Source organism: Pseudochelatococcus lubricantis (genome assembly GCF_042432495.1).
Lineage (GTDB): Bacteria > Pseudomonadota > Alphaproteobacteria > Rhizobiales > Beijerinckiaceae > Pseudochelatococcus > Pseudochelatococcus lubricantis.
Genome location: NZ_JBHLXC010000016.1, coordinates 1 through 13969, shown reverse-complemented (window position 1 = coordinate 13969; position 13969 = coordinate 1). Strand labels below are relative to the sequence as shown.

Here is a 13969-nt window from a genome sequence, read left to right as displayed (position 1 = left end):
ACGGCCTCCAAATAGAAGCCTTAAATCAAAATCGGATTCAGCAGTCAACCTTTGTCCACGAGCGCTAGCAAAATCTGAGAGCGTATTCCGATCGGAAGGAAGCGCCCTATCAATGAAATCAGATTGGATTCACGAAGCTAAAGAAGGTCATCGTTTCATGGAAGCGATGACCTTTTTAACCATGGAGCCTGTCCAGAGCAGTGCTCATCGCAGCGTGGTGCTTGTCGTCGGGAAAAAGATGGCCATAACGGTCCATGGTCACTTGCAGACTGGAATGACCGGCAAAAGTCTGGATCGCTTTTGGCGGCAGGCCAGCGGCGATCCAGGACGAGATGGCGAAGTGCCGCAGATCGTGCCAGCGGAAACGCTTCGGCGGCGGCGCATTCCGGATCGGATCTTCCGCATGCACCTTCTTCAAAGACGAGAATATCGGATTATACCAGCGCTTGATCATGACGTCGTGTCGCAACGGATCACCGCTCGTATCCGCAAACACGAGATCATCAGGCGACGCACGCTGCAGCTTCTTCCTCCACTCATCCAGGGCAGCAGCCAGCCTTTGACCCATCGGTATCTCGCGCATTCCCGCCACGGTCTTGGTGACCTCGACGACGCCGTAGACATCGATACGCCTGTCAATCGTGACGATTCCTCGCGTGCAGTCGATCTGCTGCCAGGTCAACGCGTGCAGCTCTCCGGCGCGGACGCCGGTAGCGGCAGCAAACAGGAGGCGTATGCGCATCTCGGGATGCGCCGCGTCGAGCACACGCCGGACACTTTCGGCAGGCGGAATCGTGACTTTCCTGTACGCCTCGTCGCGACGCCCGATGACGCGGACCTCATCGGCGGGGTTGGCTACCATGAGCCCCTTCTCGATCGAAAACGCACATATCTGCCTCAGGGTGCTGAGGATTTTTCGTGTCGTCTGGACCGATACGCCGGCGTCGCGCAACTGGTCCCTGAATCCGGTCACGTCGGACCGCGCCACCTCGCCTGCCTTCAACTCGCCCATGCCTTCGCGAATCTTCTTCATGCGTGACGGCATGCGGCCTTTTGCGTGCCGTTTCGGATCCGGTATGATGTAGTTTCTGACATGCCCCTCGTACACGACAAAATTGTGTTTTGTCATCGAGCCTTCTTCGACTCTCTGTGCGCAGGATTTCAAATATTCGTCGGCGACATCGGCGAGAGGCGATTTCAGGCTGAGGGTGGTCAGGCCTTTTTTGAGGCTTTCTTCCAGCTCGATCCGGAATTTGTCTGCCTTGCTTCTACGCGAGAATTGCCGCCGACCGCGGACCCCGTCTTTGTCGACAAAGTCCACAATCCAGGCAGTTTTTTCTACCTTAGATTTTGTTGTCCATGTTCTTTTTCTGATAATTGCCATTTTCTTTCTCTAGACATCGTTACATAAGCAAGTTCCTCTTGGTCTGCTTTCAGAAACGGCTGGATTCTGACAACGACTCCAGCCGCTCCTGTTTTTGTTGAGCCGAAAGATGATGTCGTTCTGGATGATGTATGTCTTGCCGAATTTCTCATATTAACTCGGCCTTTCTGATGAATAGATCGGATAGGATGGCTCAATTTTGACTTAAACTATATCTATTTTTTATGTTTATGTTTATTTTTATTTCTATTTTTCTTATCTCTGATATCGTCGATCAGGTCGCGTTTCGCCGCGTGCAAAACCTTCCCGACGGGAAAGATCGGGAGGTTCTGGTTTTCGGCATGGTTCCGCACGCGGCGCGCGTAGCGCCGGTCGCCGTAGAGGAAAGCGGCGATCTCCTCTGCCCCATGCAGAAGGTCGAGCGTTTCCAGGTCGGAGTCATCCTCGGGAGGGGTCGCATCATTCATATTCATAGTAGGCTCCTCTACGATTTGTGGGCTGAGCGTCAGCATTCACATGCGCTGACGACATCATTCTAAATCATCACAGGAGGATAAAAATAGAATTCTTCGCTGCTAACGATTTTTTTCGTAATTCAAGCATGGCACTCCTCTAAGATCACATCCAAAAGGCGCTGTTCTGCTCGAGATCACGATATTTCTCTTTCATTATTGGGTCAATTTTCCCTAACTCCTCTATTTTCTCTTGACACGCACAACCGAAAGCCTCTCGCAAGGCGGCTTTCAGGCGCATATGCAAGCACGAATCATACGTAACGTTTGATTCGTGCGCCGCGACAGCGCTGAAAAATAGCCGCCCGCGCTCCTCATCGATACGAATCGTACGAAACGTTAGATTCGTATATCACTACATCCCCATGCCCACCGCAGGTCGAAGCCTCCAAATGGGGGCCATTTCATCAAACCGGCATGCGCAGACATTCACGAATCACACGTTACGTCTGATTCGTGCCCTGAAGGCACAAACCATCCCGCTTCTGAGGCTGGCAGGAATTTTGCACCCAGCCGGCGATACGGCCGCGAGGTCAGGAAGGCGATGCAGGCACAGTCAATGGCATAGTCCTGCGCAAGACAACCGGGGCAACAGCATGCCCGTCCCCAATCGGGGAACAAGGTGCCTCATGAGGATCAGGCTCTACAGCTCAATCCTCAAGCAACGCATCCAGAAGAGGGCTTCGCTCCACCGGGAATGGATTGACCACCGTTACGCCGCCCCAGGTAAAGCCGTCCTGCATATCTTCGGACAGGAGTAGACGGCAGCCGGCATCCGAAGCCACCGCCAGGATAACCGCGTCCCAGATGCCAAACTGATGATCTGCCGCCAGATCGAAAGCCTTCTGCATGGCGACCACCGACGTCTCCATCACCGGAAACGCGTCACGCCAGCCGAGCAAGGCACTCCGCGCCGCGACCCGCGGTCGCCCGGCCTTGCGAACGAGAACATTGAACAGTTCTCCGAGCACCTGAACCGGAATGACGGCCGCATCGGATGGAAGGCGCCGTAGAAGATCGAGCGCGATATCGCGCTTCTCCTCGCTGTTGACGCCTTCCGCATAGGCCAGAAAATTCGTGTCGAGGGCGACCTTCACCGGTCGTCCTCGTAAAGATCGTCACGTGTCCAGCGTTCGGCGGTCACGACGGGTTGCCCTGCGAGACGGGACAGCAACATTCCCCAAGCTCCTGCCCGTCCCTTCTCATGCCGATCGGCCGGAACGATGCGCGCCACGGGACGGCCGTGGCTCGTCACCACGTAGCTGCGGCCCTCCCGCACGTGCCGCAGGATCAGGGAAAATTTGCGGTTGGCATCCGCCGCCGAGACTGCTTCTTCCATCCTGGTCTCCTGATAGTAGTAATATTCACTATTATAAGAGAGCGGTTCCCCGCAGACAACTCTTTTCCACAACCGTTGCAGATTCGTCACCCGCGGCTGCGGCCGGTGTAAAGGAATCCGCCAAGCCTCACGACCTTCAATGACATTATATGTGGTACTGTCCCATGCATCAGGTAAACCCGATCGAACCGGGTCGCGCGCCGAGCTTGAGCTCGATTTCCGCCCGCAGCATGCCGCGGAGAGCCTCAAGGGTCAGTAACCTGCAACACCTTTGCCTTCCGGACAGCGGCCACGACATCGCTAAGCGTAACAGGAACGAGTTCCCGCGCTTCTGCCGGTCCCCGGCCGGCAGGTGAACAGAACCACAAGGCACCCGAGGAAACCGCCACGCCCCGGTCATCGAGAGCCGCCGGAACGATCTCGGCGAGGGAGAGCGACAGGTCGAAGGGTGCCGGTTGCAGCAGGGGCGCGGGGATGGCTTTTCCGTCATCACCCCATGGGATTGAGATTGTGGACGCCACCGCCACCTCGCCGATTCTGTCAGCGGCCGTTTCGCCGTCGAGGTGTGCAGCCCTGTGCGCCGAAACGACGATGACCGACGCCACCGATGAATGCGCCAGCCGCTCCCGGCTGACCGGATCGAGCGGACAGTCGAATTCGTTCGCCTGCTGGCCGACGATGCGGCGGCGGACCGGCAATGCCGGCCTGCGCCGTCCCGGCGGAGTCATGCGGCATAGTTGGCGGTCGGCATTGGATTCGTTTCCAGAATCCCGCGAGAAAAATTTTTTCGTTTCTTTTGTTCGGTCCGGCTGCCGCCATCGATACCGACGAAACCGTCAGCAGCGCGCGCAGCGCATAGCGCTCGCGCGGATCGTTTTCCAGAGCAGCGGCCCGGTGCGGCTCGGCCAGGAGCGCGAGATCGACCGGATCACGATTGAAGAATTCTGTCATGGACTGCTTTCCTTATGTCGGGCGTTGAATGCGAACGCCCCGGTCATGCCGGGGCGTCGGTTATGGGTTCGCGGGGCGGAGTGGCGGGTCGGAACCTGCCACAGCAATGTTTGTTTATGGTTTGTTCTTTCCATATGCCGCCTCAAGGATCGTCGGGTATTGCGCGACCGTGGCGGCGATCGCCTGAGCCATCGCCACGGGCGTGCGCAGGCCCTCCCAGCCGCTCGCGCCAAAGTCGGGGGCCTCTTGCGCCGGTCCCGCGATCAGCAGGGGGGCGGGAATGGAAAACAGCGATTTCCTGACATCGTTGTCCAGGAACAGATCCAGACCCTTGGGAAACAGTCCGTCATTGCCGAGGATCAGGACTGAATCGACCATGTCGCCCCAGACCATGCCGAAAAGCGCCTGAAACGCTGCAATCAGATCCTGCGCCCTTTCATGTGCGGTCTCGCCGGCGACCGGCCAGACTGACAGCGCCGTCCGGCCGTTCTGCAGGTGCGGTCTCAGGATGGCTTCGACGCGCGGCCAGGCCGGATCGCCAGCCGCCATGACCACGGCCAGCCTTTCGAAGACGCGGGACCGGGAGAAAGATGGCGGCACGGCAATAACAGCAGCATCGGACTGGCTTGCTGCATAAGCGGATTTGATCATAGAGTTTTCCTTTCTGCATTTGAATCAAGGGGAGATGGGATGCTTCGTACGGCCGGAGACGAAGACCGTCTTCCGATGGAGAAGCCGATAGGATGCTTGCGTGCGGCACCGGCGAGGCGGATGCCGTGCCGGATATCCGCTTCACCGGGGCTGTCCCGCCCCGCGGCGAGCGCCCTCGCCCAGCCGAGACTGAGGATGGTGCGCAGGCGCCGGGGCGGCAGGCCGGCGAGAAGCGGAAGCACGCCGGGGGCGAGCGGCGTATCGGTGATATTGAAGCCGGCCGCGACGCCCGCACTCACCGCCTGGATGAGCAACGCCAGGTCGCTGTCCCCGGGCGCGTCGACGGTGATCACAAGGAACCGGTCGAGCAATGATGGCGGGATGTCGGCGAGTTCGTTGGCCGTCGCCATGACGACGATATGCGACATGTCCATCGCGATCTCGAGGCAGCTGTCCTCCCACCGTCGAGACGTTTCCGGCTCGAGAAGCCCGTGCAGGACGTGCCAGACTGTCGGGCCGTAACGCCGGTCGGCCTCGGCCTTGTCGATCTCGTCGATGACGAGCACCGCGTTGGCGACCTTGCCGCGGATCATCTCCTTCGCCACCGTGCCCGGGCGGGAGGCCCGCCATGAGCGGGAGTGCCCGGCCAGAGCGGCGGTGTCGTCCATGGAGGCGCCGTCGAGAACGATCGACGGCAATTCCAGAATCTCCACCATCCGCCCGATCACTCGTGTCTTGCCGACGCCGGGCGGTCCGGCAATCAGCACCGGAGGACAGGCAAAGCCCGCGCCTCGCCGCATGGCGGCCTCGGCCGCATCTGCGACGACGGCAATGACCGCCGCAAGGTGCGGTGTCGTCGTCTCCAGTGCACGGAGCGCGGCTACCTGCTGCACCTGCGGGACGGCCAGCGTACGGTATCCTGCCGCCGTGTCGGTGGCCATTTTCTCGAGCAGAGCGCCTCGCTCATCCTCCTCGAAGGGGTTGTCCCGGTCGCCGGCGCAGGCGTCGCGTGCGGCGGAGGGATCGAAGAGCCGGATAGCAGGCCCGTCGACAGCCGGCGGGCCGGAGGATGCGGGGGGTGGCGGTGGAGGTGTATGCATGGAAGAGAGCGGCGTCGGATCCGCCTCCCGCTGTGCGTCGGACAGATTGCGATCATCGAGGGGAGCGGCCAGCACTTCCGGTGCTCGCTCATCGAACACCGTCTCGTCGGCAGTGAGCCACGGCTCCGTGTCGTCCGGCTGCGCCGGGGCGGGAATGGCCGATGTCCCGGCTTGCCGGGAGGCATCCCTCGTCAGCCGGATGACGAGTGGTGGCCGGGTCAACTGAGGTGTCGTCAGGGGAGGCATCATTCAGGACAGCTCCGCAAGGTTCCGGCTGCAGGCTGCGCGGATTTCCTCGATGCGCGCGCGGCAGAAAGCCAAGGCGCGCCCCGCCTCGCGGATCACCGCATCCGCTTCCTCGATGTCGCCGGGGCCTGCCCGGTTCATCCGGGAAACACACAACTCCAGGGTTGCATAGGCCGCCGCATAGGAGGGAAACTCGGAAGACGGAGGGGTGTTGACGGTGTCGGGGTTGATATTGTCGTTGGAAGACATGGCAAAGGATCCTTGCTCTGATCGGGGGTGAGGGTGGTGAAGCCGGAGAAGGGTTGGTCGGATCATGACGCCGGCACGTCAGTGACCGATCGGGTAATCGCGGCGCGGTGGGGCACGACCGGGACCGCGCCATCGTGAAACTGCAGCGTCAGCGGCCGGTCACGAGCCCGACAGGCGCTCATGACGATCGTGCCGTCCGGCGCCCTGACGACGACCGGGGCTGCCTCGGCCATGGGGGAGACATGCGGGACAGGAGGCTGCGACAGGGATAGCCGAGCCTGCGCGAGTTCCGCTGCCCGGCTGGCAACATCGCGCTCCGCCGTCATCGTCAGCATCGCGCCTCGCCCGCGAGCCGTGCGGGACATGCGATCGAGATCTTCGAGGTGCCGGTCGAACACGGTGTTCGTTCCTGACACCTGCGCATGCATTCCTGCGACCATTCGGTCGATATCGGCGTCGAGCGCGACCAGCTTTTCGTCGAGCCGCGCGATCGCCGTCTCGATGCCGTGATCGCGGTCGGCAAGCAGCTTTGTCTGTTCGTTGAGCGCCCGAAACGTGGCGTGGCGGATCACATCGGTGACGCTCCGGCAGGCTGTCTCCTGCATGGCGATACGCTCGCGGCAGAGGGCGGCGATGGTGGCGGCGTTGTCGTGTGCGGTCATTGCCGCGCCGACGATCAGGTCGCGCACGGCTGTCGCCGCGCTCGTCGGCGTGGTGCAGGATTTCCAGGCGATCTCCGAGAGGATGCCTCTATCAGCCGCATGTCCGATGCCGAGCACCACCGGCATCGGCATACGCGCGATGTGTTCGGCGACCGCACGCGTCTCGATACTGGCCAGACCGACCGCGCTGCCGCCGCCGCGCACGATCAGGACGGCGTCGGCGCGGGGGCGCCAGGTCTGGCGCGCGATGATCCCGAGCGTCTCGACCAGGTCACCGGCTGCTGCCGGACCTTCGAAGCGGATGGTGTGAGTATCCATGACCAGCAGCCGCCTTGCGATGAAGGGGGTCAACACCGCGTCGACATCGCCGCGCGCGGCGGAAGCGTCCGGGCAGACAAGCGCCAGATGAAGTACATCGCGCGGTGTCGGCAGGTTGCGCTGAAGATCGTGGAGGCCGCCTTCGCGCAACTCGCCCAGCAGCTTCGCCGCCGCGGCGGCCCGCAGACTGGGCGTCATGAGGGGATCGATCTCCAGGACCTGCGCCGTCAGCTGATGCCGCAGGTCAAGACGCAGACGGACGCGCATGGTCACGGCCTGGCCCTCGATCAGGTCTGGCGTGACCGCAATTCCCGTCGCAAGTGATGTTTCCTCAACGACTTGCGGCCCGATTCGTACGCCAAGACAGGCGGAGTGACTTTTTCCGGGTAGGGGATCGACGAGTTCGGCAAACCAGCCGTGATGACGCGCGTTCACCTTCGTCACCTCGCCGGTGATCCAGACGCCGGCCGTCCAGTCGGCTGTCACGGCGCGTATGGCGCCGTCCATGAGCGACAGCAGCCGGTGGAGTGGCAGGACGGCGGGCGGATCGGAGCCGACGGTGTCGGCGACGGGAACGGGCTCGTCAACGCGCGGCCACGGGGTGGGAGAATTGAGAAGGGATGGCAGAATGGACAAGTGATTTCCTCGAAAGGACGTCGGCGCGGGCGACGGCGCGATGCGCCGCCTCCGCGTCAGGCGGAGACGGGCGCGTCGTGTCGATCGCAGCGGCGAAACGCCGGCGGGGCGGAGGTGAGAGGGAAAGGCAGTGCGGGGAGAGCGCGGATGGGCTGCGAGGGGAGAAGTCCCCCGCCTGCCCTCGGCGGTGCGGCTGACGGATGAGCCGTACGCCCGACGGTATCGCGGGTGATGCGGCTCTGCGCCCTCATGGACGCGAGTGACGACGGCCGGATACCGTCATACCGCTGTCAGCGTCTTTCTGACCGTTTTCTTTTTCTTCTTTTTTCTTGTGTTTTCTGTTTTTTGTTTTTCTAATGGGGTTTTTTAGTTTATTTTACATTTTATTTTTTTTCATTTTATTATAGGTTTTATTTTTCTTTTTCTGTTTTTTTACGCTCAACCGGGTCACTTGTAACTCCACGCATCCAGCCGCCGCGGCCGGCGAGGACGAGGTTCCCGACAGCGTCGCATTCGGCAATACACCGGCATCAAAGCGATGATCCGGCACCGGCCTCCCCCTGCTCCGTCTTGTCCCGCCCATGCAGCTAACGGGCCTGCTCCACCAGGGCGATCCTCGCCTTGAGAATGCTCCGGAACGCGTCGAGGCTGGCAAGTTGCGTTTCTACCTTGACGAGATGCTCCCCAAGGGTTTCCAAGACGTTGTCGTGATCATCGATGGCGGCGGGGTCTTCGCAATACATATCAATGACAAATCCGATCTGCTCAAGGCTGAGGCCAATTTGTACCAAAGCAACGATCAGCTTCAACCGTTCGAGGGCAGATTCGTCATAATAGCGGTAGGCATCTTCATGGCGATCATCGGGGCTCAGGAGTCCCAAACTCTCATAATGATGGATAGCGCGATGGGTAACGCCGGCACGTGCGGCAAGCTCGCCGATCTGTATGCGAGGGGACATCATCATCACTCCACTTCCGAACTAAAATCTTACGTAAGGTAAGTTTCTCTATTTCGTCGGAGATGTCAACTGCCACGGCCCCTAAAACATGGGAACCTATACCGGACACGGCCCTTGGAGGCTGGCTGATGCCTACTGAAGGGGAGCGAACCGAGGCTTTACGACGACTTACGTTTGTCGTGGTTTTGAAAGTGCCGACGAAAAATTCTCCAACAGGCGCTTGACATGCATTAGGTGGACGATTATTTTGCGCGACAATGGCATTTCGTAATTTTTAATTGCGACAGCATCTAAATATTTCAATTCTTGCTGTTGAAGAGAGAAATTGCCATAGGGAACCACGCTCAAGCAAGCTGATTTAATTCCTTGCGCACAGCCTTTCAATTCATTCCCGCAATCTCAGCAACCATTTAAGCTTTGGAATGATCGAGAATGCGTGCACTTGAAGACACCAGAAAAATGACTCTGAATGAGCTGAAGAAAATCAAATTTTCGGCGACACGAGTCGTTGTAAATGAATCCATATTTAAGAAATATGAGAATGATCGCGATCTAATGCTATGTGATGAGGATGAAAAATATGATCCTGACGTAAGATTCTATTCAAAGGTATACGGACATGCATCGCTTGAATCAGAATGCGGCTTGCTGATTGAGTTCAGCTGGCTTGATATTGCGGAAGATTATAGAACTTATACTTCCGCATTTGATTTTACAATATATCCATATCGGGAACTGGATGAGTACGGTGACACTGATATTGAGATATACTATTGCGATATAATAAATGATCAGCATGTCGAAGGTGAACTAATGGATGATGACGAATTCTGGTGTGTACAGAATCACGCTCTTCTTTCTGTCATTCGTAACTCAGATTGGCAAAGCGCCATCGACAAAGTGCTTCCTCAAGCGGAATGGACCGACGTCGACGATGGCGCTGACCTTTCCCAGGTACCGCCCGGATTCGAGTCGCGCTGTGTCGATCGCAATGACGATAGCTCTTTGCTGTTTTACGGAAAAATATTGGCAGAAGTGTCAAATGAGTATTGGCCCGGCGCTCCATGGAAAGAGCTTAGGCTCTATCGTACAATTGACGACCGCTATATCTGCGAAAGAATAAGAGGATCCGGAGCAAGCTTTGAGTTTATTCGCTACTCTGCAGCAATATGCGAAAATATTGAATAAGTTATCGATTTTTTCTGCCTCTGCCCAGTCGCAAAGAAATTATACTTCCTTGCAGGCCTTCAGGAACATAAAGCGCTACGTGATATTTCATTCGACGATATGTATGCATCCAATACAATAAATTTACTTTAATATTTAATACTATCAACCACTTCGTTCGGGCAAGCCATCCCGCCAGAAGTATGATTATCGATCCGTCAGGGCGTGCGCCCTGACGGATGTTCTTATAAATTATACGTATTAAATACAGCGAGATCCGCAGCATCTTCCTCTCTCAGTAAAAAGCAGTTCGACCATCACAATCTACCACGATGCACGAACTGAATATTGTCTCTACGCAAACTAGCAAGTCTTAAGTTTGCCGATCTTCGTAGAGGCTGGCCAGATTTTTCTTGGCGTTGGCGTCACCAGCCGCTGCGGCTTTCTCAAACCAGCTGCGGGCCTTGGCATGATCTGGAGCAGGAATGCCAAGCCCTTGCGCATACAGCGCTCCCAGACTATTCATGGCCGGAGCGCTGCCCGCGGCAGCAGCCCTCTCGTACCAGTGAATGGCTTTGGCATAGTCCGGCACGGTATAGTCGCTGCCTGAGGCATAAAACATGCCCAGATTGAACATGGCTGGTACGGAACCAGCGTTAGCTGCCCTCTCGTACCACTCGCGGGCCTTCGCATGATCCGGCGCAGAAAGACCAAGACCTTGCGCATACAGCGAACCCAAATTGAACATCCCCTCGTGACTGCCGGCGAATGCCGCCCTCATGTACATGGCGCGAGCAGAGCTATAGTCTGACGCATGGGGAGACATACTATTCTGAGAGAGAGCGCCCAAAATCGTCATGGAATCGGCATCGCCGAGAGCCGCAGCTTTCTCGTACCAGTACCGCGCCGCGGCAAAATCAGGTGCGGCGAGACCGATCCCATCATGAGAAAGTGTGCCCAGAGCGAACATAGCGGAGCTGTTGCCAGCTGCTGCAGCTTCCTTGAACCAATGCCACGCCTTGACATAGTCTGGTTCCGCGACGCCCAGCCCCTCCTGATAGAGTACACCCAGCCTGACCATGGCCTCGGCGTCGCCGGTCGCCGCGGACTTCTCATACCAGTTCCAAGCCGCGGCATAGTCGGGTGCAGCAAGGCCAAACCCCTGCTCCTCGAGTTGGCCCAAGCAATACATGGCCAAGCTGTTACCAGAAATTGCAGACTTTTCGTACCAGTGACGGGCTGCGCCAAAGTCCGGTGCAGCACGGCCCAGTCCATTTTCATTGAACCAGCCCAGACAGAGCATAGCGTCGACATGTCCTGCCGCAGCAGCCTGCTCGAACCACGCACGGGCGCTGACATACTCCGGTGCGGCAAGGCCAAGGCCATTTACGTCCAGCTTGCCAAGATTGACAAAGGCATCGGTGTGACCGGCAGCGGCGGCCCTCTCGTACCAGTTGCGGGCCGTTGCATAGTCCGGAGCGGCAAGGCCCAGACCTTCCTCGTCAAGATAGCCCACATTGTACATTGCCACTGCGTCGCCGGCGTCACCAGCCCGCTTAAACCAAGTGCGAGCTCCGGCGTAATCTGGCGAAGCTAGGCCCAAACCATGAAAGTGGAGCATGCCGAGATTATGCATCGCGTGGACGTGGCCGGCGGTGGCAGCCTTCTCAAACCAGTGGTGAGCCCCTGCATAGTCAGGTTCGACCAAGCCAAGGCCTTTCACGTCGAGCGCGCCCCGATCGAGCATTGCCTCGGCATTGCCTGCTGCGGCGGCCTTCTCGTACCATTTACGAGCCCCTACATAGTCAGGAGCGGGAAGGCATTGCCCCTTTTCGTCTAGGACGCCCAGCCTGTGCATGGCTTCCGCATCGCCGGCCGCAGCAGCTTTCACGTATGCTGCGCGTACCTTAGCTTGGTCCGCGACTGCAAGACCATTCTCACTTTCATTGGAGTTATCCAAACCGCTCATAGCATCCCCTTCATCGAAGAAGTACCAACATTTTATGTCTGCATAGATAAGCTTAACCGCCTAAATTTACAGATAAATTCTATGGTAGACCGGTGATTTGTAGTAACTATGACACTGAGTGCGGTTCTAATGGTCGAATTTCCATAATATGAGTGCCGTACATCAAATGGGAGAGCTCTTCATCGAACTGAAGTTGTATTATGTCGTGATTTCACCAAGCATGTTTGGTTTCCTTACATCTCTTAGATTTCTGAACGATGGAGTTTCCCCATTTTCTCCTCTGCTTCCTTTATTTCAATCACCAAACGAATTCGTCATGCAACAGATCAGGGAGTAGCCTGTCAGATTGCGGTCAGCAGGAATGGCCTCCTCTGACGGTTCTTCGTTGCCCTGAACCGCCCTGGAGGATGCCAGAATAGCGGGCGACCGTTGCGGCGATGCTCGCGGCCGCCCGCTCGGGCGTTCGCAGGTCCACCCCGTCTATAGCGCGACGATCAGGATAAGAGCCGGCCATCGTAGTTGTCGCCGCGCACCAGGGAGTGATAAAGAGACTCGCCGTCGTTCGGATCGGCGCCCGCCGCCAGCAGCCAGCGCGTGAGGTCCGGATCGAAGTTCACGCCGACCGCGCCATGAAGCGCCGAGGCCCGCCATTCCCGAGGCGACGCATCAGTCGAGGCCGTCCAGCGTCTGGCCACGCTCCGGTTCGGATCGGCCCCCGCCTTCAGCAGCAGATCGGCCACTGCGTGCAGCCGCTCTCTATACCCATCGACGCGAAGCAGGCTCGAATGGGTGGTGGCGACAAGCGGGGTCAGATCGAGCGGACCACCGGTCCGGTCGACCCAAGACGCGTCCGCCTCGATCCGGCGGCGGACCGTCTCGATGTTTCCGCCCGCGCAGGCGATCCAGGGGTCTCGCCCGAGCAGGTCCCGATGATCCGTCAGGAGTCTGGCGGCGGCCTGCGGTCTGGCGTGGTTCGTGCCGCCGGTGATGTCACCGGCATAGACCAGCCCGCAAAAGGCGGTCGCCAAGGCGGCGGAATCGACATGATGCGTCCAGCTGGCATCGATATAGGCCCTGAGCTCGGCCCATGACTCAAAACCGTATTCCCGGGCGATGCAGGACTGCGCGTCGTGCAGACGCAGTTCCAATCGGCTGATCGCGGCGGCATCTTGGCCTGCGGCGGCGGGCAAGGCATAGCGGACGCGCGCGATGGCCTCCGGCGCGCTGCGCCTGACATCCGCAAGCAGATCCTTCGCCTGGCGATTGAGGTGATCGATGTCGGGCCGGCTGGGAAGCGATTTCATCAAAACCTCCGTGCATCTGACGCCGACGACTCGCAATTCGGCTGCACAAAGGCTGGGACACTCATGTTTTCAGTACAAGTGGGCTCTGCCCTTTCCGCGAGTCCGGATGCGGCTTGTCCGCGCCAGGAACTCTATTCGAGCAATCGGACCGCGTCAAACGACCGAAGTCAGGCGTCCGTGGCCCGCAAGGCTCGCCTGGTCCGATTCGACCAACCTCGGCGGGAGAATCACCTTTCCGGCGCCTGGCCATACGGGGAACGTTTTATGACCGTTTGTTCCGCGCCGTGTGCCACGCGTGTGCCACGGAGGAATTTGTCGCAAATGGTTCTGGACGGCGGAGATTTTGGAACTCGTTGGTTCTAAACGTCTATTTTGGTTCTAGGTGGTTGTAGGCGTTTAAACGCCAAAACCCGCCTTGCGGGCGGGTTAAGCTGTTGTTTTTGTTTGAGTTTTCTGGTTGCGGGGGCAGGATTTGAACCTGCGGCCTTCAGGTTATGAGCCTGACGAGCTACCGGGCTGCTC

General features: G+C 58.5%; 15 protein-coding genes. 1 reads left to right on the top strand and 14 read right to left on the bottom strand.

The annotated features are described in order from the left end of the window. Positions 1 to 175: 175 nt before the first annotated feature. The 12 genes from ACFFJ7_RS18925 to ACFFJ7_RS18870 form a co-directional block, all read right to left on the bottom strand. Positions 176 to 1384, bottom strand: a complete 1209-nt coding sequence (locus ACFFJ7_RS18925) for a tyrosine-type recombinase/integrase (RefSeq protein WP_377594465.1) — start codon at positions 1382 to 1384, stop codon at positions 176 to 178. Between the two features lie 215 nt (positions 1385 to 1599). Next, entirely contained in the window at positions 1600 to 1851 is a 252-nt protein-coding gene (locus tag ACFFJ7_RS18920) for a hypothetical protein (protein ID WP_377594463.1), read from the bottom strand. Positions 1852 to 2546: 695 nt separating this feature from the next. Beyond that, positions 2547 to 2993, bottom strand: a complete 447-nt coding sequence (locus tag ACFFJ7_RS18915) for a PIN domain-containing protein (RefSeq protein ID WP_377594460.1) — start codon at positions 2991 to 2993, stop codon at positions 2547 to 2549. Further along, positions 2990 to 3235: a type II toxin-antitoxin system Phd/YefM family antitoxin gene (locus tag ACFFJ7_RS18910; protein ID WP_377594457.1), complete on the bottom strand. Its 246-nt coding sequence runs from the start codon at positions 3233 to 3235 to the stop codon at positions 2990 to 2992. The genes ACFFJ7_RS18915 and ACFFJ7_RS18910 overlap by 4 nt, the downstream gene beginning before the upstream one ends. Positions 3236 to 3480: 245 nt before the next feature. Continuing rightward, on the bottom strand, positions 3481 to 3756 hold the full coding sequence (locus ACFFJ7_RS18905; RefSeq protein ID WP_377594454.1) for a hypothetical protein: 276 nt from the start codon (positions 3754 to 3756) through the stop codon (positions 3481 to 3483). A gap of 19 nt (positions 3757 to 3775) precedes the next feature. Beyond that, the gene (locus ACFFJ7_RS18900) at positions 3776 to 4186 is read right to left on the bottom strand and encodes a hypothetical protein (protein ID WP_377594452.1); all 411 of its coding nucleotides are present in this window, start codon (positions 4184 to 4186) and stop codon (positions 3776 to 3778) included. Between the two features lie 114 nt (positions 4187 to 4300). Further along, on the bottom strand, positions 4301 to 4735 hold the full coding sequence (locus ACFFJ7_RS18895; protein ID WP_377594449.1) for a hypothetical protein: 435 nt from the start codon (positions 4733 to 4735) through the stop codon (positions 4301 to 4303). A 98-nt stretch (positions 4736 to 4833) separates the two neighbouring features. Continuing rightward, positions 4834 to 6186: an AAA family ATPase gene (locus ACFFJ7_RS18890; protein ID WP_377594446.1), complete on the bottom strand. Its 1353-nt coding sequence runs from the start codon at positions 6184 to 6186 to the stop codon at positions 4834 to 4836. Then, positions 6187 to 6432 (bottom strand): hotdog family protein, encoded by a 246-nt coding sequence (locus tag ACFFJ7_RS18885; RefSeq protein ID WP_377594444.1) that lies wholly within the window; start codon positions 6430 to 6432, stop codon positions 6187 to 6189. A 62-nt stretch (positions 6433 to 6494) separates the two neighbouring features. After that, positions 6495 to 8048 carry an exodeoxyribonuclease VII large subunit gene (locus tag ACFFJ7_RS18880; protein ID WP_377594442.1) on the bottom strand — a complete coding sequence of 518 codons (1554 nt, stop codon included), beginning with the start codon at positions 8046 to 8048 and terminating at the stop codon, positions 6495 to 6497. Positions 8049 to 8424: 376 nt separating this feature from the next. Further along, entirely contained in the window at positions 8425 to 8598 is a 174-nt protein-coding gene (locus tag ACFFJ7_RS18875) for a hypothetical protein (RefSeq protein WP_377594440.1), read from the bottom strand. A 37-nt stretch (positions 8599 to 8635) separates the two neighbouring features. Continuing rightward, positions 8636 to 9013 (bottom strand): helix-turn-helix domain-containing protein, encoded by a 378-nt coding sequence (locus ACFFJ7_RS18870; RefSeq protein WP_377594438.1) that lies wholly within the window; start codon positions 9011 to 9013, stop codon positions 8636 to 8638. Positions 9014 to 9439: 426 nt separating this feature from the next. Here ACFFJ7_RS18870 and ACFFJ7_RS18865 point away from each other — a divergent pair, with 426 nt between their 5' ends. After that, complete coding sequence (locus ACFFJ7_RS18865) at positions 9440 to 10195, top strand: hypothetical protein (protein WP_377594436.1); 756 nt, start codon at positions 9440 to 9442, stop codon at positions 10193 to 10195. 352 nt (positions 10196 to 10547) lie between these two features. On the opposite strand, the gene ACFFJ7_RS18860 is transcribed toward ACFFJ7_RS18865, so the two are convergent. Both ACFFJ7_RS18860 and ACFFJ7_RS18855 read right to left on the bottom strand, forming a co-directional pair. Next, entirely contained in the window at positions 10548 to 12143 is a 1596-nt protein-coding gene (locus ACFFJ7_RS18860) for a tetratricopeptide repeat protein (RefSeq protein WP_377594434.1), read from the bottom strand. Positions 12144 to 12637: 494 nt separating this feature from the next. Then, complete coding sequence (locus tag ACFFJ7_RS18855) at positions 12638 to 13447, bottom strand: ankyrin repeat domain-containing protein (protein ID WP_377594432.1); 810 nt, start codon at positions 13445 to 13447, stop codon at positions 12638 to 12640. Between the last annotated feature and the right edge of the window lie 522 nt (positions 13448 to 13969).